This is a genomic window from Aquimarina ulvae (assembly GCF_053613295.3).
Window position 1 is genome coordinate 98,003 of sequence record NZ_JBSIBP030000008.1, and the last position, 20,179, is coordinate 118,181.

21 protein-coding genes are annotated in these 20,179 nt (G+C 32.7%); 9 read left to right on the plus strand and 12 right to left on the minus strand.

The features are described from left to right. Positions 1-47: 47 nt before the first annotated feature. On the minus strand, positions 48-1,166 hold the full coding sequence (locus ACWGOQ_RS16985; protein ID WP_452059348.1) for a glycoside hydrolase family 26 protein: 1,119 nt from the start codon (positions 1,164-1,166) through the stop codon (positions 48-50). A 338-nt stretch (positions 1,167-1,504) separates the two neighbouring features. Then, the gene (locus ACWGOQ_RS16990; RefSeq protein WP_452059349.1) at positions 1,505-1,918 is read right to left on the minus strand and encodes a MotA/TolQ/ExbB proton channel family protein; all 414 of its coding nucleotides are present in this window, start codon (positions 1,916-1,918) and stop codon (positions 1,505-1,507) included. Positions 1,919-2,247: 329 nt separating this feature from the next. Here ACWGOQ_RS16990 and ACWGOQ_RS16995 point away from each other — a divergent pair, with 329 nt between their 5' ends. The 3 genes from ACWGOQ_RS16995 (at position 2,248) to ACWGOQ_RS17005 (ending at position 4,501) form a co-directional block, all read left to right on the plus strand. Further along, entirely contained in the window at positions 2,248-3,216 is a 969-nt protein-coding gene (locus tag ACWGOQ_RS16995) for a sensor histidine kinase (protein ID WP_452059350.1), read from the plus strand. Next, the gene (locus ACWGOQ_RS17000; protein ID WP_452059351.1) at positions 3,206-3,916 is read left to right on the plus strand and encodes a LytR/AlgR family response regulator transcription factor; all 711 of its coding nucleotides are present in this window, start codon (positions 3,206-3,208) and stop codon (positions 3,914-3,916) included. Before ACWGOQ_RS16995 ends, ACWGOQ_RS17000 begins: the two co-directional genes overlap by 11 nt. A gap of 123 nt (positions 3,917-4,039) precedes the next feature. After that, positions 4,040-4,501: a CHRD domain-containing protein gene (locus ACWGOQ_RS17005; protein WP_452059352.1), complete on the plus strand. Its 462-nt coding sequence runs from the start codon at positions 4,040-4,042 to the stop codon at positions 4,499-4,501. A 77-nt stretch (positions 4,502-4,578) separates the two neighbouring features. Here the strand turns inward: ACWGOQ_RS17005 and lpdA are convergent, their stop codons facing one another. Continuing rightward, positions 4,579-5,985 (minus strand): dihydrolipoyl dehydrogenase, encoded by a 1,407-nt coding sequence (gene lpdA, locus ACWGOQ_RS17010; protein WP_452059353.1) that lies wholly within the window; start codon positions 5,983-5,985, stop codon positions 4,579-4,581. Between the two features lie 215 nt (positions 5,986-6,200). On the opposite strand from lpdA, the gene ACWGOQ_RS17015 reads away from it, so the two are divergent. Next, entirely contained in the window at positions 6,201-7,766 is a 1,566-nt protein-coding gene (locus ACWGOQ_RS17015; protein WP_452059354.1) for a right-handed parallel beta-helix repeat-containing protein, read from the plus strand. 26 nt (positions 7,767-7,792) lie between these two features. Beyond that, positions 7,793-8,095 (plus strand): hypothetical protein, encoded by a 303-nt coding sequence (locus ACWGOQ_RS17020; RefSeq protein ID WP_452059355.1) that lies wholly within the window; start codon positions 7,793-7,795, stop codon positions 8,093-8,095. An 11-nt stretch (positions 8,096-8,106) separates the two neighbouring features. Here ACWGOQ_RS17020 and ACWGOQ_RS17025 read toward each other — a convergent pair whose 3' ends face one another. After that, entirely contained in the window at positions 8,107-9,018 is a 912-nt protein-coding gene (locus ACWGOQ_RS17025) for a leucine-rich repeat domain-containing protein (protein ID WP_452059356.1), read from the minus strand. An 8-nt stretch (positions 9,019-9,026) separates the two neighbouring features. Beyond that, positions 9,027-9,908, minus strand: a complete 882-nt coding sequence (locus ACWGOQ_RS17030; protein ID WP_452059357.1) for a CPBP family intramembrane glutamic endopeptidase — start codon at positions 9,906-9,908, stop codon at positions 9,027-9,029. 220 nt (positions 9,909-10,128) lie between these two features. On the opposite strand from ACWGOQ_RS17030, the gene ACWGOQ_RS17035 reads away from it, so the two are divergent. Continuing rightward, entirely contained in the window at positions 10,129-10,662 is a 534-nt protein-coding gene (locus tag ACWGOQ_RS17035; RefSeq protein WP_452059358.1) for a GNAT family N-acetyltransferase, read from the plus strand. Positions 10,663-10,702: 40 nt separating this feature from the next. Further along, positions 10,703-11,083: a hypothetical protein gene (locus ACWGOQ_RS17040; protein WP_452059359.1), complete on the plus strand. Its 381-nt coding sequence runs from the start codon at positions 10,703-10,705 to the stop codon at positions 11,081-11,083. Between the two features lie 148 nt (positions 11,084-11,231). Here ACWGOQ_RS17040 and ACWGOQ_RS17045 read toward each other — a convergent pair whose 3' ends face one another. The 4 genes from ACWGOQ_RS17045 to glyA all read right to left on the minus strand — a co-directional run bounded on the left by ACWGOQ_RS17045 (position 11,232) and on the right by glyA (position 15,077). Continuing rightward, complete coding sequence (locus ACWGOQ_RS17045) at positions 11,232-11,924, minus strand: hypothetical protein (RefSeq protein WP_452059360.1); 693 nt, start codon at positions 11,922-11,924, stop codon at positions 11,232-11,234. Positions 11,925-11,980: 56 nt separating this feature from the next. Then, a complete protein-coding gene (locus ACWGOQ_RS17050) occupies positions 11,981-12,145 on the minus strand; it encodes a VOC family protein (RefSeq protein ID WP_452059361.1) in 165 nt (54 codons plus the stop codon). A 195-nt stretch (positions 12,146-12,340) separates the two neighbouring features. Further along, complete coding sequence (locus ACWGOQ_RS17055) at positions 12,341-12,931, minus strand: hypothetical protein (RefSeq protein ID WP_452059362.1); 591 nt, start codon at positions 12,929-12,931, stop codon at positions 12,341-12,343. An 871-nt stretch (positions 12,932-13,802) separates the two neighbouring features. Next, complete coding sequence (gene glyA / locus ACWGOQ_RS17060; RefSeq protein ID WP_452059363.1) at positions 13,803-15,077, minus strand: serine hydroxymethyltransferase; 1,275 nt, start codon at positions 15,075-15,077, stop codon at positions 13,803-13,805. 204 nt (positions 15,078-15,281) lie between these two features. Between glyA and fahA the strand changes: the two genes are divergently transcribed. Both fahA and ACWGOQ_RS17070 read left to right on the plus strand, forming a co-directional pair. Further along, a complete protein-coding gene (fahA, locus tag ACWGOQ_RS17065) occupies positions 15,282-16,562 on the plus strand; it encodes a fumarylacetoacetase (RefSeq protein ID WP_452059364.1) in 1,281 nt (426 codons plus the stop codon). A 203-nt stretch (positions 16,563-16,765) separates the two neighbouring features. After that, positions 16,766-17,953 (plus strand): hypothetical protein, encoded by a 1,188-nt coding sequence (locus ACWGOQ_RS17070; protein ID WP_452059365.1) that lies wholly within the window; start codon positions 16,766-16,768, stop codon positions 17,951-17,953. A gap of 331 nt (positions 17,954-18,284) precedes the next feature. Here the strand turns inward: ACWGOQ_RS17070 and ACWGOQ_RS17075 are convergent, their stop codons facing one another. The 3 genes from ACWGOQ_RS17075 to ytxJ form a co-directional block, all read right to left on the minus strand. Beyond that, entirely contained in the window at positions 18,285-18,476 is a 192-nt protein-coding gene (locus ACWGOQ_RS17075; protein ID WP_452059366.1) for a cold-shock protein, read from the minus strand. 337 nt (positions 18,477-18,813) lie between these two features. After that, on the minus strand, positions 18,814-19,314 hold the full coding sequence (locus ACWGOQ_RS17080; protein WP_452059367.1) for a pyridoxamine 5'-phosphate oxidase family protein: 501 nt from the start codon (positions 19,312-19,314) through the stop codon (positions 18,814-18,816). A gap of 306 nt (positions 19,315-19,620) precedes the next feature. Further along, a complete protein-coding gene (gene ytxJ / locus ACWGOQ_RS17085) occupies positions 19,621-20,016 on the minus strand; it encodes a bacillithiol system redox-active protein YtxJ (RefSeq protein WP_452059368.1) in 396 nt (131 codons plus the stop codon). Positions 20,017-20,179 lie beyond the last annotated feature (163 nt).

Here is a 20,179-nt window from a genome sequence, read left to right on the forward strand (position 1 = left end):
CTTGTTTATATCACGGATATGTGTATTTCAGGTATAATAATCTGAATCTACTGAATATCTTGGCTGAGTAAAATAATATCTTTGGATAAAAATTCTCTATAATTGTTAACTGATGAATGTCCCAAAAATGGAGCGTGAAAAAAAGAAGATGTATCATTCCTCCAGATTAAAACATAAGTCGCACTACTACTTCTTATTGCTTTATAAAGACTTTCTGTCCACCAATTATCTTGTGTAACATTTTCTAGTCCGGTTTCTGTTAGAGCAAAAAGCATATTTTTCTCCGTGGCAATATCCTCTACAATCCGTAAATTCCTTAAAGCATTTTCTAAAAAATTCCCATTCTTAAAATCATATACATCCACACCTAACATATCTACATAAGCATCTCCTGGATAATTTCTCAAATATTCTGAAGAAGAAGAAACCCAGTTAGGTGAATACACATAAATCACATTGTGCACATCAAAATCTTCTGATAGAATTGTAACTGTATCTCTATAAAGTTGTTTATACTCTTCTGTCGTTCTAAAACCTTCACCCCAATAAAAAAAACTCCCATTCATCTCGTGCCAAGGTCTGAATAATACAGGGATTGGTTTTCCGTCTTCATCTTTTAAATTTTTAAACAGTGTTGCTACTCTTTTTAAATATTCTAAAAAAGTATCTCTATACGCTCCATTTTCAAGCATTTCAGGAACCACACCATTTAAATCATCTGATCTCGTACTCGGATTTACTGTGTGCCAACTCATCGTAATTATACTTCCATTTTGATGCGCATCTACTACTGCCGTTGTGAACTTCTCTATAAATGCGTCAATGGTGGCATAACTTTGAAGACCTATCCATTCGAGATCAAAACCAGCTATGGCTGGGTAATCATTGGCTACTTCAATAAAGTTTTCATCAAGTTCATTTGGCAAAGGAAAACTATTACCAGTACCAAAGGGTTCTTGTTGGCCAAAAGCAATTCCATTTTGTGTTAACGTGAGTAATCTAGCGTATAAATCTTTAGCTTCCTCACATAAATTAGTATCAGCAAAGACCTCAGCGCTGGTAATTACAGGTGGATTTCTTTCAGCATCAGGATCAAATAAAATTTGGTCATCTGTAGCACAACTTGCTAACACAATAATAACGAGTAACGGGAACGCTTTCTTCATAGGCAAGTATAGTCGCTCAGATTTGTCAACCTTACAGAAAATACAATAAAAACCCTGAATTTTCATTACTTCATTACTTCATTAATCATATTCTTGATTTTTATTCTATCAAACGAAGACACACCCTACCCTAAGAAGTTTAGATATACCTGAAAAATTTATTTATTCTCTATTTTGTTATAAGAAAAAAAATAATACCCATTAGTTGTATATAACGAATTGCTGAGTAGCATTTCTTTTGTCAATTTTTAATAAAGTAATTATATCAGAAATAAATTATTTCTTCTAAACAGTAATTTTTTAAAAAAAACTTAACAAACACCAGAATCTTTATCATATTACAACTCTTTACTAAGCCAGGTAAAAACTATAGACGCTACTCTAGAAATGATGAAAACGGCAAAACCAAAAATTGGTGGGAGTGCAGAAACTTTAAGGCCGCCAGCAAACATAGTTGGAGAAATTTCACCAATTGATTCCATTTGATCAAACATACCAACAACACCAATTAGTTGCCCTAGCATCCCCCAAACCAACGTTAAAAGGCCAACAGCGTTTAAAAGCTTAATATTCTTTTGTAATCCTTGATCATTATTTTTAATAGAGATTACAGCTCTTACAATTAGGAATAGTACAAGGAGAAGCATCATAAAAATGGGGTACATAAAAAATGCTCCCCCTTCCTCTAGTCTTTGGAAAAATTGAACAAAAATAAACGGATTCTGAGATTGGATCATAATTGATGTTATCATAATTGATATTTTTTAGAATTGAACATATCCAAAACTAGCTACCAAAACATCTGTAACCTTTTTTTTTCGTTCACTTACCCTATCCACAATGTTTTTAACCATATCAACACACATTATGGTAAATATAAGCGCTATACTGCTAAAAAAAGCTTTAATCCCGTTATTCGTCCAAAAATCGCAGGTAAAAAATAAAAAATACGGATATTTGATCTGATATGGTTTCTAAAAAATTTATTCTAAAAAAAATAGCTGCTATTTTATTACACCTAATTTTTTGGGTTGTTGTATTGGTTAGTTATAGCTATTTTTTTGGATATAATTCGGAGAACATGGAGTATGCTTTTTCCTTTTCTTTATTTCTAATGCCCGTAACTATCGGAACCACATATACAGTCACGGATATCTTAATTCCAAAATATTTAATCAAAGAAAAGTATGCGCTTTTTATACTCTATTGTATATATACTGTAATTGTTTCGGCCTTCTTTATTATTATTTCATTTTTTTATGGTCTGATTTTTTTATCCTCGTTGACATATGAAGGAATGGCTCCAATGACCAGAAGTCCTTTTTTCTTATTTATAGCGGTCTATTTTATTGTTTTTATTGCAAGTGCGTTAAATCTTGCCCAACATAATTATAAATCGACTACAGCGAATCAGGAACTTAGAACTAAAATTCTGGAAGCTCAATTAAAACTCAAAGAACAAGAACTGAATTACCTGAGGATGCAAATACATCCACACTTTTTGTTCAATACTCTAAATACTTTATATGGGTTTGCTTTAAAAAAATCAGAAGATACTCCAGAAATGATATTAAAACTATCGAACTTATTAGATTATCTTTTGTATCAATCAGACAAACCTTGGGTCTCTTTACAACAAGAAATAAATCACATCAAAGATTATGTGGCTCTAGAAAAAATGCGTTTTAGTGATGTTCTTGATATCTCATTACATTTTGAAAACGTTTACGAAACTACGCAGATAGCTCCAATGTTATTGATCCCTTTTGTGGAAAACAGCTTTAAACATGGTCAAATAGTTGGTCAAAAATTATCGATAAACATACACCTTCAATGTAAAGAAAACCAATTATTTTTTATGATTAAAAACTCAATTCAAAATACAAATCCGAAGGTAGAAAGCACACACGGTATTGGATTAAGCAATATTAAAAAACGACTATCATTAGTGTATAAAAATAATTACGATCTTACCATTGGGACTCAAAAAAACTGGCACATTGTAGAGTTAACCCTTAGAAATCTAAAAACGCATACCTATGAGCTCTAAAGTATCTTGTATTATAGTTGATGATGAACCTACAGCAAGGGATATTATTGCTGATCATTTAGCAAAAATTGATCATATTGAGATCGTTGGAATTTATAACAACGCACTACAAGCTTTTAACTGTATAAGTTCTCAACAGATTGACCTAATATTCCTAGATATCAATATGCCCAAAATATCCGGAATTTCATTCGCTAAAGCTATTAATAAAGATATTAAAATCATTTTTACAACAGCTTATAGAGAATATGCAATAGATGGTTTTGATCTGCACGCAGTGGATTATTTATTAAAACCTATTTCATTTGAAAGGCTTTTAAATGCGATCAACAATTACTTCGAAATACACCATAGAGTGTTACCAATAGATACGACAGAAACCAACATAAATGATTTCATTTTTGTACGTTCAGACAGAAGGATGAAAAAGGTAGATTTCTCTGAAATAATCTATATAGAAAGCTATAATGATTATTTAAAAATTCATTGTAACAACGAAACTATTGTTACCAGAGAAACCATTAGTAATATTGAAACTAAACTACCAGTTCAACAATTTTTGAGAACACATCGTTCCTTTATTATAGCTATAAAAAGAATAGATTCGTTTTCTAATGAAGAACTAATCCTGAAGAACAAATCAATACCAATAAGTAGAAACTATAAACCAGAAGTTCTTAACCGTCTAGGAAACATTTAAGTATCCTAAACAACGTATCATATAATTGTTAACAAAACATTATGATTTAGAAGCGCAACCATTAACAGAAGTTAGTATCTTATTTAATAGTAATACTAACACTAACTTTTAAAACTAACAATTATGAAAAAAACAATGTTCTTACTACTAATCGCACCATTTTTATTTACTAACTGTGGTGATGATGACGATGCTATCGCAGAAGTTTTTACTACCTATACTCTAAATGAGATTGGAGACTCGGGTGTATCGGGTACTGCAAAATTTATAAAGATAAATAATACAACAACACAAATAGACATAGCACTTACTGGAACTGCTGCAGGTGGTGATCACCCAATGCATATTCATATGAACGATGCCGCTACCGGAGGAGGAATCGCAATTACATTAATTAACGTCGATGGTGACACAGGACTTAGTTCAACTACGGTTACCACATTTGATGCTGATGGTGATGTTGCTGGAGATGCCATTAGCTATGAAGGTTTAATAGCCTATGATGGTTACATCAATGTTCATTTAAGTCCTGATGATTTAGCGACTGTAGTTGCACAAGGTAATATTGGAAGTAACGTTCAGTAAAACTAAAATATTATAAAAAAATAGCGAACTAAATTTTAGTTCGCTATTTTTTTTCGCCTTGTTTGTATATTGATTACTTATACGTGTAACGCTCTATTTTCTGTTGCTGCCAATGCAGCTTCCTTTATAGCTTCTGTAAATGTTGGATGTGCATGAGACATTCTGCTAATATCTTCTGCAGAGGCTCTAAATTCCATTGCGGTTACTGCTTCTGCTATTAAATCAGCACAACGAGCTCCTATCATATGTACTCCTAATATTTCATCAGTTTTTTCATCAGCAAGTATTTTCACAAAACCATCCAAATCTGAACTGGCTCTTGATCTTCCTAATGCTCTAAACGGAAATTGGCCTGATTTATATTTTACTCCGGCTTCTTTCAGTTCTTCCTCAGTTTTACCTACTGCCGCTACTTCTGGCCAGGTATATACTACACCCGGAATCAGATTATAATCAATATGTGGTTTTTGTTGCGCTAATGTTTCTGCTACAAAAACACCTTCTTCCTCGGCTTTATGAGCCAGCATAGCGCCTTTGACAACATCACCAATTGCATAAATAGTACTAACAGAAGTTTGTAAGTGATCATTAACTTCTATTTGTCCTCTTTCCGTTAGTTTCACTCCCACAGCCTCTGCATTTAATCCATCTGTATACGGACGACGTCCTACAGACACCAAACAGTAATCTCCTTTAAACTCAACAGGATTTCCTTTCTTGTCATCTGCTGTAATCGTTACCTGCTTTGCTGTTGTTTTTACTGCAGTTACTTTATGAGAAGTATAAAACTTTACACCTTGTTTTTTCATTACCTTTTGTAATTCTCGGGACAACGCCTTGTCCATTCCGGGAATAATTCTATCCATAAATTCTACTACAGAAACTTCAGCTCCTAAACGACGGTATACTTGTCCTAATTCTAATCCAATGACTCCTCCGCCAATAATGACAAGGTGTTTTGGTATTTCCTTTAGTTTTAATGCTTCAGTCGAAGTAATGACTCTTTTTTTATCGATAGTAATAAATGGTAATGAAGAAGGTTTGGATCCCGTGGCAATAATGATATTTTTTGCCTCAATGGTTTCCTCTGAGTCGTCATTTTTTTTCACATTGATATGCGTTGCATCTTTAAAAGAACCGATACCTTCAAAGACATCAATTTTATTCTTCTTCATTAAAAAACTAACTCCATCACAGGTTTGATCCACTACTGTTTGTTTACGAGCAATCATTTTTTCCAGATTGACCTTTATATCTCCAGGAATTTCAATTCCGTGATCCGAAAAGTGTTTTACAGCATGTTCATAATGATGAGAAGAATCCAGTAAAGCTTTACTAGGAATACACCCCACATTAAGGCAAGTTCCACCAAGTGTGGAATATTTTTCGATTATTGCAGTTTTCATACCTAGTTGTGCGCAACGGATAGCTGCAACGTATCCACCAGGTCCAGAGCCAATTACGGCTACATCATATGTACTCATAAGAGAATGTTATGTTGGCATATTAATTTAGAACAACAAAGGTACAAATGTTTTGCTTCTTACAGAAAGGATGCAGTTGTCAAATTTTTTTGAAAAAAGCAATAATAGTACTGATTAAAAAGTTATACATTTAGTCCTTCATATGTACTTTTTTAAAAAGATTTTATTCTTTTGTAAAATGTATTACCTTATTTTAATAAAATAGCAACCAAACAATGCGTTACTTATCCTCTCTTATCTTACTTGTAATTATAGTTTTATGGAGTTCCTGTCGTAAAGATTTTGAGGCAGATCCAAGTACGGGTAATTTACAATTCTCGATAGATACTTTATTTCTGGATACCATTTTTTCTAATATCGGATCAAGCACGTATAGTTTTAAAGTATATAACCGTACAGATAACGACCTTACTATACCGAGCATCGCTTTAGAGCGCGGTGAAACTTCTAACTATCGTCTAAATGTAGATGGTATCGCTGGTAAATCTTTTGAAAATGTACAAGTACTTGCAAAAGACAGTATTTTTGTTTTCGTAGAAACCACTACTGATATTACACAACAAACAGGTGATTTAGAATTTTTATATACTGATAGAATACTATTTGACCCAACCGGTAATCAACAGGATGTAGATCTGGTTACGCTGGTTAAAGATGCGGTATTTCTGTTTCCGTCTAGAGATGATGATGGAATGGTAGAAACACTACTTCTAGGGATAGATGATAATATGGAAGAGATTCGGATTGAAGGATTCTTCTTGGAAGATGATGAACTCGATTTTACAGCAGAAAAACCCTATGTGATATATGGATTTGCAGCTATTCCTCCAGATAGAACGTTAACTATCGAAGCAGGTGCCAGAATACATTTTCACGATGGGTCCGGGATTATTGCTGCTAATAATGCTACTTTATTAGTCAACGGAGAAATAAGTACTGATCCAGATGTTTTAGAAAATGAGGTGATTTTTGAGAGTGACCGATTAGAACCTGGTTTTAGTGATATTCCAGGTCAATGGGGATTAATTTGGCTCACAGCAGGAAGTACGGGTCATGTATTTAATCATGCTACTATTAAAAATGCTACCGTAGGTATTTTGATGGATTCTAATGATGGAGGTACTGAACCTACACTAACTATAACAAATTCTCAGATTTATAATAGTTCTGCCTACGGTATATTAGCGCGAACTGCAAATATTTCTGGTGAAAATGTGGTAATCAATAACTCCGGAATATCATCTTTATATGCATCTTTTGGAGGGACTTATAATTTTAACCACTCCACTTTTGCCAATTACTGGAATACGAGTTTTAGAGAAACTCCATCAGTTGCTATCGACAACATTTTTATTGTTAGAGATGACGGTGGTACTATTACTGAAATTCTTGCTACCGACTTGTTAGAAGCTAATTTTACCAATTGCATTATTTATGGAAATGAAAACCTGGAACTGGGAATTAATAGCGCTGAAGGAACTATTTTTAATTATAATTTTCAAAACTGTTTAATTCGTTTTAATGACTTTAATGGGCAATTTTCTGATGAACCATTATATGATTTTACTAATTCCAGTCTGTACGAAAATATTATTTTAAACGAAGATCCTGATTTTAAGGTTCCTTTTGACAATATGCTAAATATTGGAGAGGATTCTGCAGCCAATGGGCAAGCAACTACCTCAACTTCTGGAAATGATATTTTAGGAACCCCTAGAAATGCTACAGCACCAGATATTGGTGCCTACGAGAGTGTCGTTTTTGAAATGGATGATAATTAATCCATTATAATTAAAAATATAATATTATGAAACTCATCATTTCCAAAAATAACGAACTACTCATTCTGGGAGTAAGTTCGGTTCTTATAACCTTATTTCTATTCTTTATTGATGAAGCTAATTATAGTTTTAGTTGGACTACAGAACCCTATGTCTGGATAATCTTTCTAATATATGCCATCCCTATTTTTTTAGGTCAATTAGCACTATCTAAAGTGATTCTAAAAAAAATCAGTAAAACAAAAAGAATTGTTCTAAGTATGCTATTAGGTTCAATATTAGGGATAACTTGTACGATTGGAATTTTACTGAGTGGATTTCTGAAATAAATTTTATAGCATTAGAAAATTATCTTGGTATTAGGCAATTTCTTTCTAACTCGTTGCTTTTCTTCTTCCGGAAAATTATTCTTGCTTAATTCTACTACCTTAAGGAATGAAAATCCGTTTAGATTTTCGGGTAGTTTTTGCAGGTTATTCTCTCTTAGTAATAAAATCTTTAAGTCCGGCAAGAGTTCTAATTTCTCTGCCAAATCAGTAATTAACAGATTTGGATTATTATCCAACACCAATCCTTCTAGATGCTTTAGCAGACCAATGTTTTCTGTAATTACTCGAAGATCATTATCCGATAAAACCAAAATTTTAAGGGATTTTATTTCTGATAGTATATTGAATGCTTGCTTCCAATCCAGTTGGGGGTTATGGTCTAAGTGCAACTCCTGAAGCTTTTCAAGTTTAGAAAATGACTCAGGGATTTCTTTTAAATCATTACCACTTAGGTATAAAAAATCCAACTTTTTAATTTTTGATAAAACAGTACCCGCTTGTAAAAATTTAAGTTCAGGGTTTTCTGCCAAATCAATTTCCCGAAGGCTTGATAAACTTCCTAATACTTCTGGCAATATTTCTAGTTTGTTTCCTCTGGGGTTTAGTACAGATAATTTATCCAACCTGCCAAATTCGTCTGGTAACGAATTAATAGTATTATGTTCTAAATTAAGAAGCGTCAGTTTTGACAACTTCATAATTTCATTCGGAATCTCATTTATATTACAACTGGTTAGATATAACAATTCTAAATTTGATAATTTTGCTATTCCAGTAGGAAAATCATTCAACCCTATACAATCAATATCCAGCCATTTTACTTCCTCAGAAAACAGTAAAGCATTTGACAACGAAGTGTATTTTTTATGTTGACCATATACGACACATTGAAATAACAAAATAATTAATAAAATTTTTCTCATCTTATCATTTATAGTTCATTATGAATGGTAGTTTGCTTATTTATTTTACGTTTGTCAGATATCAAAAGATACGATAAAAGTCCGATAACGACCCATATTCCTAAAATAGCAAAATTTGCTTTAAACTTATGTTCGCCAAAATCCATTTCAAACAACACGACCATAATAGAATTAATTCCTCCGTGTGCAAAAACAGCAGGCCAAAAACTCTTAGAGTTTATGGTTAACCATCCCATAAAAAAAGATATAAACACAGCCATAAACGGAAATAGGAAGAATGCGCCCCATATTGGGTATTCAGGATAATTAAACCCATTTACTATAAGCGGAAAATGCCAAAAACCCCAAACGAGTCCTAAAAACAGTAAAGACTTGAGTGTATTATTCTTTTCTAACAATCTTTTCTGAAGAAAACCTCTCCAGCCTATCTCCTCTCCTATCGTTAGCAAACTGGTGATTAAAGAAAAACCAATCCCAGATACTATAAAATTAAAAATAAAAAAAGGAATGCTCTGTATCTCGCTTCCTAAAAATAAGGGAATTTCAATTGCATTTACCTTACCGTGTGTAAATGAATATGCGTTATTAACTCCCCAGCCAATTTTTTCAAAAAACAAGACACTTAATAAGGTTATGATAGATGGTAGTAATAAACTATATAAGATATGTCTTGGTTTCCCTATTCTCCAATTTATATATCGTAATCCCTTTTTGGTCTTGATTAAATAAAATACTGCTCCTAGACTCGGTAAAAACATAGAAAAACCAATAAAAAGTTGAAAAAATCGATAGTCTTCTCCACCATTACTAATTACAAAAAGTTGTATGACAAAGGTCATAATTAATACAATAGCCAGGTATGTCCAAACACTTTTTTCTAACTTTATCATGAATTCATATTTCTTGTAATTTCATCAATTTTTATTCCAATATTTTAAAATCCAAATGCACTACTCTTGCTTCAAATTATAAAATCGCAATTAGAAGTTTTGAGTTTCAAAAATAACAATTCAATCTTGTATATTTGAGCTAATTCAGCTTCCTGCTAGTTTTTCTTTTAAATGTTAACCATAATAATAACTTTCTTTAGAATTAATTTCGAAAACTAAAATGAGTAAGTACATTTTTAAGTCTAAAAGACTCGGTTTTCGCAACTGGACACTTGATGACTTAGCCCCTATGGCAGCAATGAATGATGATGATGATGTTATGGAGTTTTTTCCATACAAACCTTCTGAAGTTGAAACCAAAGAGTTTATACTTAGAATGCAGGAACAATATGCAAAATATGGTTTCTGTTATTTTGCTGTGGACATCCTGGAATCTAAAACATTTATTGGTTTTATAGGACTTTCTGAACAGGCATATTTAGTAAATAAATCTACGTTTGTAGATATTGGATGGCGTTTAAAAAAAAGTGTTTGGAATTTAGGATTTGCAACCGAAGGTGCCAAAGCATGTCTCGATTTTGGCTTTCGTACAATTGGCTTGAATGACATATATTCTGTCGCTCCTGCTGTTAATATCAAGTCTGAATTGATCATGAAAAAGATCGGTATGAAGAAAGTAAAAACTTTTAAACATCCAAAATTATTGAATGATAAAAGATTAGTAAATTGTGTGCTATATCATAAAATAGTGTGAGATCAGTAACCAAAAAAATCGTTGCAATTTTGATTATTAGTTGTATAAATTTTTATCAGCTAAGGAAGAAGAACTTCACCAAAAAATCAATCAAGACATGTATGGTAACTTCTCTGAGTCTTACGAAGCGTTAGACTTTTTGCTATTTGAATCTATTCATAGTAAAGAAATGATTAGGATATCTGGTAATGGTGGCGAAATAAAAGGTGTAAAGCAATACTTAGAAGGATATAAAAATTGTTGGAGCGACCCAAAAACAAAATCATCACCCACTAGTTTTAGACTATTTGAGAGAATAACTTCTGATTCATTAGTATCGGATCGTAGTATTTATAGCGTTACTTATAAAAATGATCAAGGTGAAACAAAATACTCTTACGGACCATTTCATGTACTACTCCGGTTAGAAAAGGATATTTGAAAGATCCTGATAGATTATGATTCTAATGAAAAAAATACCGTTAATCAAATGGCTTAAAAGAATGCTTTAAGAAATATCTCTTTTACAAAAAGAGAAATCACAGGATCCTTTTCTATTATTATCATTTACTTAGGCTTTATCGGCAACCTCATTGTTCACTAATCAATCTGTATATATTATGGTCGTTAATTGCTGAAATTAGTTTTGGTGCTTCATTCACCTTGGTAGTTTTCTTTCCATTTATTGTAGAAACTCTTTTTCTGGAAAGAAAGTTTGTACTTATATTTCCAGCGCCATTTTGCATCGCGTTTCCGTAATTATTATACTCAGATCCAATCAACATATAGTTTTGATACTTATTTTCATGTCTAAATTTTAATTCATAATCGTGCCTCATTGATTGATGTTTTAGGCTAATTACATAATTTTCAACATGTATTCTTCTTTTGGGGTTTGTATGCAAGAATGAAGATGTCAAATTTCCTGTTTGACCTTTTACTGTGTAAGTCCCATCACTTTGCCCTTCGAAGATTGTAAGCTTAATATTTTTAGAATTTGAATAATCTTTGTTATTTTTTCCACTTGCTAATAAAATAACATAATCAGCAATACCATCTTCATTTAAGTCGGACTTGATTTTATTTAATTCATTTCCAGATGCAACAATTTCATATCCATCTGGAATAAACGTATTGATATTCTGCGGTTTTATTTCTACTTTTTCCTGCTGTTTTAATTTAGGGTTCGTAGTTTCATTTTCTTTACTAAGTTGATTTTCTTTATACGAGTTATTACAAGAAATAAGTACAGTCGAAACTAGTAGTAATTTTAATTTTTTCATTTGTGTTAGTAATATAGAGATTGATCTACAATGTAGACACTTTTATACTTTGTTTGTTAATTTTCAATTGGTTGCGTATAAATTACGATATCAATTCCTATTCTATTGAACACTTCAATTGTGAAGTGTCTTTCTCCCCAAAGTTCATTTCTTCTATCCACTTTGATTTCGATTCCTTTTTTTTTGTCTGTATAAAATTTGTCTATGTTTTCAACTTCCATGGTTACGTATATTCCTTCTCCGAGAAAAAGTTTATGAAAAAAGGCTATTGCGTTGCTAAAAATAAGTTAGCGAATGCAAACGAATCAGATGAAAATCCGTAGAATTTTGTGAGTACGTATAGAATGATCAATTGTCTATACACCTTTTTAAGCATTTATTTTTTATTTCATTTTTTTGTTTGAAATTATTTCGACTTATTCTGGTTTTGAATATTCTATTAATTCCTCTACGTATAAAAAATCACCTTGATTCTGAGTAAGTTTTATAAAATTTTTTATTTCAGGTGCATACAGCCAAACTTCCTTTTCATTTGAACTGTATCCTCTGGAATTAGTAGTTTTACCAGTATATTTAATCGTGTAGGCCATAAATGTTCCAGCTTCCACTGTTTCTTCTTGGTATGATAGTACTTCGGCATCTTGACTTTGGTTTCCAGTTGTTCCATCCTGACTTGTCCAATTGTTTTCATATTTCCACTTTTTACCCACTTCAAGAGGCCAGTCGTACTTAGGTGTTTCGCTTTCTTCTGGTTTAACGATTTCGATAACGGGAATGGTGTCCTTACCAATTGTCATACCTAAAACCCCATCATTACTGATTATTTCTCTTGTATCTTTTCCATCCGAACGCACTTCTCCTTCCGTCGTTACACCTTTGTATTTCCAAACCCATTTCTCACCTACTTTATAATCAGCTAGAGTGGGTTGGTTTGTAGTGGATTTAGTTGCGTAGTTACAGGCGCTAAGTGCTACTAGTACAAGTAATGTTAGAATTTGATTTTTCATGTTTTTTAACTTAAAACGGCATGACGAGTCAGATTGAAACTTGTTACCGTTACTAGAATATTAAATATAAGACTTTTTACTTTCTAATACATGCTTACTTTCTAATTATGCGTAGTGCGGGAGTAGAAAATCTAACCTGTTCGGTCAAGCTCTTAGCCAAATAAACAACAACCTTTAGGTTAAAAGCAAACTTCCTATATCAAATAGGTATTGTTACCAAATCGTTTTTATTTTCCATTTCACTTGTCAAAAGTTAAGTTAAGTTAAGAAATTTCTTTTTTCAGGAAGATACTTTTTCCGACTTCGATCAAAGGTGTTCTAATGCAATAACTCTTTATCATTCCAGAAAACATAAATAATTTCCCCTATTTTAAAGGATTTACTTGAGCTATCCGCATATCTTACTTTTCTTATAGTATAGCCTCCGTTTTACAAATCAATTTTCACGTAGGGGTAATTCAGTTGTGTATAATCACTTCTTATGGGACCCTTTTCCCGTTGGTATTCTACAACTTCCGCCTTTATTTTTAGAGAATTAGACCTTAATTTGATGAATTGAATCTTGGTATGGATTAAATAAGTTAGAACTCCTAATCCGATTCATACAATACTCCAGATTTCCATTTAGTTTTAATGTTTGATAACTAGTAGATAAAAGCATGGATATGGTACCTCTATATTTTGCGAATTACAATGGTTAAAATATATCTTGATATGTTTAATATCCGCCCTAATCTTGTTTTTCATGTTAAAGAAAACATCAAGTACTTTATATCACAAATAGTTGTTTTTCACAAAGGTGTTCCTAAAAATAACAATGCGCAACTTGAAAATCGTTGCGCACTGTAAAATTTCGTATATAAAAATAAATTTATACAACAAACAATGGCTTGTCTGCCATCATAGCATTTACATCATTCGCAATAGTATGCAATTCATTTTGATCATCTATGTTCTGAACTACTCTATCAATTAATTCTACGATTTCTATCATTGCATCTTCCTTCAATCCACGTGTGGTGACAGCTGCTGTACCAATACGAATCCCAGAAGTTACAAACGGTGATTTATCATCAAACGGAACCATATTCTTATTTACCGTGATCTCAGCTACTCCCAGCGCCTCTTCAGCTTGTTTTCCAGTTACATTTTTGTTCCTGAGGTCAATCAGCATCATATGATTATCAGTCCCTCTAGAAATAACTTCATATCCTTTATTCACAAATGCTTCTGCCATGGTAGCAGCATTTTTCTTTACCTGAATTATATAATGTAAAAATTCGTCTGTCAAAGCTTCTCCAAACGCAATGGCCTTAGCTGCTATAATATGCTCTAACGGACCTCCTTGATTTCCAGGAAATACCGCACTATCTAACAAAGAAGACATCATGCGTTTTTTGCCACTCTTTAATGTGATACCAAAAGGATTTTCAAAATCTTTACCCATAATAATCAAGCCACCTCTTGGACCTCTTAATGTTTTATGAGTAGTAGTAGTTACTACGTGACAATAAGGAACAGGATCTGCAATAATTCCTTTAGCAATTAAACCAGCAGGATGTGCTATATCTGCCAATAAAATAGCCCCTACACTATCTGCGATTTCTCTAAATCTTTTGTAATCTATTTCTCTAGAATATGCTGATGCTCCTGCGATAATCAATTGAGGTTTCTCTGCATTGGCAATTTCCTGAATTTTATCATAGTTTAATCTTCCTGTCTCCTTTTCTACTCCATAAAAAACAGGATTGTATAACCTTCCAGAAAAATTAACTGGTGATCCATGTGTTAGATGTCCTCCGTGAGATAGGTCAAAACCTAGTATTTTATCTCCTGGCTTTAAACATGCGTGATATACGGCAGTATTTGCCTGCGATCCTGAATGTGGCTGAACATTAGCATACTCAGCTCCAAACAATTCTTTAGCACGATCAATGGCAATTTGTTCGACCACATCTACCACAGAACATCCTCCATAATAACGTTTGCCGGGGTACCCCTCTGCATATTTATTGGTTAGTACAGAACCGGCAGCTTCCATTACCTGTTCACTTACAAAATTTTCTGAAGCGATTAATTCTAATCCATTAATCTGACGCTCTTTTTCGTCCTGAATTAAATCAAAAATCTGTTCGTCGCGTTGCATGTTGTTATATTTATAAAATAGATTTTCAAAAATAGGAACATTCCATAAATTAAGTTCACGGAATATTAATAAATATGAACATTTTCTTCACAATTAAAAATATCACATTTTTTAATTAACTTTCACATAAATAAAATATGTAAAACATTCTAAAATTATATATTTGGTGACAAGAACGACCAACAACTCATTAAAAAAAAGATAATGCCCATAACAGCAAATAACCCAAATAGAAAAACCTGGATCAAAACTCCTGCCCATACTGATTTCCCAATTCAAAATATTCCTTTTGGAGTATTTCTTACCAGAGATGATGTAATTACCATAGGAACAAGAATTGGAGATACAGCTATTGACCTGGGAGCACTGCATCAACTTGGCTATTTTCAAGGAATTCCTTTAACTGATGATATCTTTTTACAAGATTCTCTTAATGACTTCATTTCAGATGGAAAAAAAACCTGGAGACTTGTACGTAATCGAATTGCAGAAATTTTTGATGCAGAAAACGATGCACTAAAAAATAACAAAGAACATTGCCAAATAGTATTATTTACACTAGATGAAATCGAAATGCAATTACCTGTTACTGTTGGTGATTATACAGATTTCTACAGTAGTATCGAACATGCGACCAATGTAGGGACTATGTTTAGAGATCCTGATAATGCATTGCTTCCTAACTGGTTACACATACCTGTAGGGTACCACGGGCGCAGTAGCTCAATAATTCCGTCTGGTATTCCGGTACATCGTCCACAAGGTCAGAAATTAATTAATGGTACAGAAAAGCCGATTTTTGGACCATCTAGGTTAGTGGATTTCGAATTAGAGATGGCGTTTATTACTACCGATGCTAATCACTTGGGAGAACCTATTCCAATAGAAGAGGCTGAAGATTATATTTTTGGTTTGGTATTATTTAATGACTGGAGTGCAAGGGATATTCAGAAATGGGAATATGTGCCGTTGGGTCCTTTTTTAGCCAAAAATTTTGCGTCCTCTGTATCTCCTTGGATTGTTACATTAGACGCCCTAGAACCATATCGAGTGGCTGGACCAAAACCATTAAAGGAACAGTTACCATACCTTCAATATAAGGGTAAGAAAAGTTATGATATTAATCTGGAAGTTGCCATAAAACCCGAAAAAGCAAAAGAAACGATTGTTTCTAAAAGTAATTTTAAACACATGTACTGGAATATGTCTCAGCAATTGGCACATCATACTATAAACGGATGTCCTGTAAATTCTGGCGATATGATGGGTAGCGGTACTATATCAGGTCCAACTCCTGACTCGTACGGATCGATGTTGGAATTGAGTTGGAGAGGAGAAAAACCAGTACAACTACAGGAAGGTGGTAGCCGTAAATTCATCGAGGATAATGATACTGTTATTATGAGAGGCCATTGCGAAAAAAATGGAGTTAGAATAGGTTTTGGCGAAGTCTCAACGAAATTACTACCTGTATTTAAGAAATAACACTTAGAAACACTCACATCCCCTAGAAATAATAGTTTCAAGACCTGAATGGAAAATGGATTTAAAATGAACAAGAGTATTAATAAATAATAAACCACATGTTTATTATTGTATATAAAAAACCTCGAAATAATCACTTTTGAGGTTTTTTTGTTACCTTTTGGCACTAAAATTGAATTCAAGTACCCCAAATCTATTATACTATGAAAAGAATTTTACTTTTATTTCTAGCCGTTGTATTTACCATATCTTGTAGTAGTAAGAAAAAAACTTTTACTGCACTTAATACTGGAAACTACGATCAGGCGATTAACACCTCTATAAGTAAACTACGAGGAAATAAAAACAAAAAAGGAAGACAAGATTATATCCTGATCTTAGAAGAAGCTTTTGCTAAAGCCGTAAAACGCGATATGAATGCAATCGCATTTCTTGAAAAAGAAGGAAACCCAGCAAACTTAGAACGTATATATAATAGCTATAACACTCTAAAAAAAAGACAAGAACGCATCCGCCCTTTACTACCGCTTTATCACGTAGAACAAGGACGTAACGCAAATTTTGCTTTTAACAATTATGACGAAAGAGTTCTAGACACCAAAGAAAAACTGTCTACCTATTTATATAGTAATGCAAAGTCGCTACTTTCTAATGCGAGAAGAAAAACAGACTACCGTACTGTTTATAATGACTTAGAGTATTTAAACAAAATCAATCCTGGCTATAAAAAAACGAAGGATTTAATCGAAGAAGCACATTTTAAAGGGACTGACTTTGTAAAGGTGACTATGAAGAACCAAACCAATATAATTATCCCCAGAAGATTAGAGGATGATCTATTAAATTTTAGTACCTACGGATTAAATGATCTTTGGACAGTCTATCATAATGAACCTCAGCGCTTGGTAAAATATGATTACCAAATGGAAGTATCTTTCAGAGAAATAAATATTTCTCCAGAGCAAGTACGAGAGCGACAATTAGAAAAAGAAAAGTTGATTAAAGATGGCTGGGAATATCTATTAGATGAAAATGATGAATTTGTAAGAGATGAAGAAGGCGAAAAAATAAAGGTAGATAAAATGGTAAGCGTGCGATGCGAATACTATGAATTTATACAATTCAAAGAAGCACAAGTAATCGGTAACGTCCAGTATAGAGACCTCAATACAAAACAATTACTGGATGCTTTTCCACTATCAAGTACACACGTTTTTGAACATGTATATGCAAACTATAATGGCGACAAACGTGCATTAGATGATGATTTAATTCGTTACCTGGGATTGCAAGCAGTTCAGTTTCCTACGAATGAGCAAATGGTATATGATTCCGGACAGGATTTAAAAAATAAATTAAAGAGTATTATTTCTCGATACAGGTTTCAATAATACAACCTGATTAATCCTATTTTTCAGAAAACTTATTCTATTTCGGCTCATCGCTGGGTAGATAAGTAATCCTACTTAATGAATACTGAAAATTATTTTGGTAAAGGGTTTTGCTCTGGTGTACAGGAAACATAGATCCGCATTTCTGGCTAAAATTTATTGTCTAAAAACACCCATCTTTTTAGTGTATAATGATTTCAAGACAATCAAAGAATAAAAGTATTGCATGTGCTATAACTCCATTGCGGCCATCGAATCTAAAACAAAAGCATAAAAAAATCCCGCCATTAATGGCGGGATTTTCATTAAACTTTGAAAGTATATGTATGTATTAAATAACTTTTACGTTCACTGCGTTTAATCCTTTGTTTCCTTCTTGAAGATCGAATTCAACCTCATCACCTTCCATCACCTCGTCTACTAATCCAGAAATGTGTACAAAATGATCCTTGTTCACACCTTCTTCAGTAATAAAACCAAAACCTTTAGCTTCGTTGAAGAATTTTACTGTTCCTTTATTCATTGTATTATAATTAAAAATTTAAGTTGCAAAGGTGACCCCTTTTTTTGGATTTATCGATTTTTAATTGATCTATTATTATTTTTCTGAGCTTTATGTAATTAAAGGCACGAATAAAAATCTATAAAAACCTAACTAACAGTGCTTTAGATTTTTTTCTATTTTACCTTTATTCATTCTTACATCGAAAATTAATAGAATTCTCTTCAAAAAATCTAATTTTTGATTACACAAACCTTATTAAAGAATAATAATACCCTTATTTGAAGGTTAATATATGGGTTATTGATTTTGATTCACGAATAAATGTATGAACGTACTTTTTCAAACTGCTAATGCATTATACTTTCAATTCTCCGTATTCACTTACATCAGGCTCATTACCAGTAATAGCACTTACACCCATTTTAACAAGTGAAACTAATACAGAGTTTTTACTATCCCAATAAAATGCATCGGTAGTTTTCACTGCGATCGCAGTTAGGTTAGGGTCTTCAACTCCATCGAACCAGGCATCATCACCACTTCCATACAATTCATTCAAAATATGTTGTTCTGTATGAATAGAAGCTTCTCCATATACATTCAAAAACTCGAAACTTTTAGGGTTCGAATAAATCAAATGCACCTTTGCATCTCTTATAATGTGTTGGTTATGATCACTATCTTTTCCACTTAAAAACCAAATAGTCCCTCCTTTATCCACTTTTTTGGTACTCATCGGAACCATATGTATAGGGTGTTCATTTAAATTGGTTCCTAGCATTGCAAAATCAATTGATTCTGCTAATTTCTTTAATTTATCCAACGCTTCGTTGTGATATACATCTTTCTTACTCATATCGCTATTTTTCATTAAAATTAAGATGAAAAACGCGGATATATGAGTTCAAATAATATTTTGTTTGTCTCAAAAGATAATCGGTAGTGGTCTTATAAGAATAACAAATCTACTTAATTAAGCCAAGTATCTATAATATTTATTGTAATACTGATTGGAACGTTTAATTACTGAATGCTTATCTAGAAATAAAAAAGAGATCAGTTGTTCATCAGTGCTTTGTTTGATCAATCAAAAATTGGTTTTTCTCTGAAATTTTATGGGTCTCTTTTCTGTATACTAATTTATTCCCCTTCCAAACTACTATTATATAAACTGATGCAAAACCTGTGGCGTAATAGCACTATGAGAAGCATGGTGTACAGCTACCCCATTCCGAACTATAATAAATTGAGGCGATTCGTGATATACCTGAAATCTTGCAGCTATCTCCGAAGAAATCTCTCTATGGCTCAATAGATCTAAATAATACAAATCCACCTGATTATCAGAAAGGTCAAAACTACTTTCAAAGTTTCTAATCACCATCCGGCTAATACCACATCGGGTAGAGTGCTTGAAGATAGCTTGTGTTTTTATTTTGGAATCTTCCTTAATTTTAGCTAATTGCTCTAATGACTTCAGCTCTTGCCAAGGCAATGCTTGTTTTTCTTCTTTAGGTTCTTTATCACTTGACCCAAATATATTTCCGAATAATCCCATACGTTCTTATGCTTAAAATCATGACAAACTTAACGAAATGATTTTTATTAACTGATAATTATCAGGTTTTGTCGAAATAGAATCTGTAACTTTACAATAGGCCAAAATGTCTGCAAAAACACTTGATTGTACTGACTTTTTGACGCGTTTCTATAGTAGGAAT

What these genes read in the sequence shown, in the direction of transcription:
- ACWGOQ_RS16985 (WP_452059348.1), bottom strand. Translation starts at nt 1,166, where the DNA reads ATGAAGAAAGCGTTCCCGTTACTCGTTATTATTGTGTTAGCAAGTTGT.
- ACWGOQ_RS16990 (WP_452059349.1), bottom strand. Translation starts at nt 1,918, where the DNA reads ATGATAACATCAATTATGATCCAATCTCAGAATCCGTTTATTTTTGTT.
- ACWGOQ_RS16995 (WP_452059350.1), top strand. Translation starts at nt 2,248, where the DNA reads ATGGAGTATGCTTTTTCCTTTTCTTTATTTCTAATGCCCGTAACTATC.
- ACWGOQ_RS17000 (WP_452059351.1), top strand. Translation starts at nt 3,206, where the DNA reads ATGAGCTCTAAAGTATCTTGTATTATAGTTGATGATGAACCTACAGCA.
- ACWGOQ_RS17005 (WP_452059352.1), top strand. Translation starts at nt 4,040, where the DNA reads ATGAAAAAAACAATGTTCTTACTACTAATCGCACCATTTTTATTTACT.
- lpdA (WP_452059353.1), bottom strand. Translation starts at nt 5,985, where the DNA reads ATGAGTACATATGATGTAGCCGTAATTGGCTCTGGACCTGGTGGATAC.
- ACWGOQ_RS17015 (WP_452059354.1), top strand. Translation starts at nt 6,201, where the DNA reads ATGCGTTACTTATCCTCTCTTATCTTACTTGTAATTATAGTTTTATGG.
- ACWGOQ_RS17020 (WP_452059355.1), top strand. Translation starts at nt 7,793, where the DNA reads ATGAAACTCATCATTTCCAAAAATAACGAACTACTCATTCTGGGAGTA.
- ACWGOQ_RS17025 (WP_452059356.1), bottom strand. Translation starts at nt 9,018, where the DNA reads ATGAGAAAAATTTTATTAATTATTTTGTTATTTCAATGTGTCGTATAT.
- ACWGOQ_RS17030 (WP_452059357.1), bottom strand. Translation starts at nt 9,908, where the DNA reads ATGATAAAGTTAGAAAAAAGTGTTTGGACATACCTGGCTATTGTATTA.
- ACWGOQ_RS17035 (WP_452059358.1), top strand. Translation starts at nt 10,129, where the DNA reads ATGAGTAAGTACATTTTTAAGTCTAAAAGACTCGGTTTTCGCAACTGG.
- ACWGOQ_RS17045 (WP_452059360.1), bottom strand. Translation starts at nt 11,924, where the DNA reads ATGAAAAAATTAAAATTACTACTAGTTTCGACTGTACTTATTTCTTGT.
- ACWGOQ_RS17050 (WP_452059361.1), bottom strand. Translation starts at nt 12,145, where the DNA reads ATGGAAGTTGAAAACATAGACAAATTTTATACAGACAAAAAAAAAGGA.
- ACWGOQ_RS17055 (WP_452059362.1), bottom strand. Translation starts at nt 12,931, where the DNA reads ATGAAAAATCAAATTCTAACATTACTTGTACTAGTAGCACTTAGCGCC.
- glyA (WP_452059363.1), bottom strand. Translation starts at nt 15,077, where the DNA reads ATGCAACGCGACGAACAGATTTTTGATTTAATTCAGGACGAAAAAGAG.
- fahA (WP_452059364.1), top strand. Translation starts at nt 15,282, where the DNA reads ATGCCCATAACAGCAAATAACCCAAATAGAAAAACCTGGATCAAAACT.
- ACWGOQ_RS17070 (WP_452059365.1), top strand. Translation starts at nt 16,766, where the DNA reads ATGAAAAGAATTTTACTTTTATTTCTAGCCGTTGTATTTACCATATCT.
- ACWGOQ_RS17075 (WP_452059366.1), bottom strand. Translation starts at nt 18,476, where the DNA reads ATGAATAAAGGAACAGTAAAATTCTTCAACGAAGCTAAAGGTTTTGGT.
- ACWGOQ_RS17080 (WP_452059367.1), bottom strand. Translation starts at nt 19,314, where the DNA reads ATGAGTAAGAAAGATGTATATCACAACGAAGCGTTGGATAAATTAAAG.
- ytxJ (WP_452059368.1), bottom strand. Translation starts at nt 20,016, where the DNA reads ATGGGATTATTCGGAAATATATTTGGGTCAAGTGATAAAGAACCTAAA.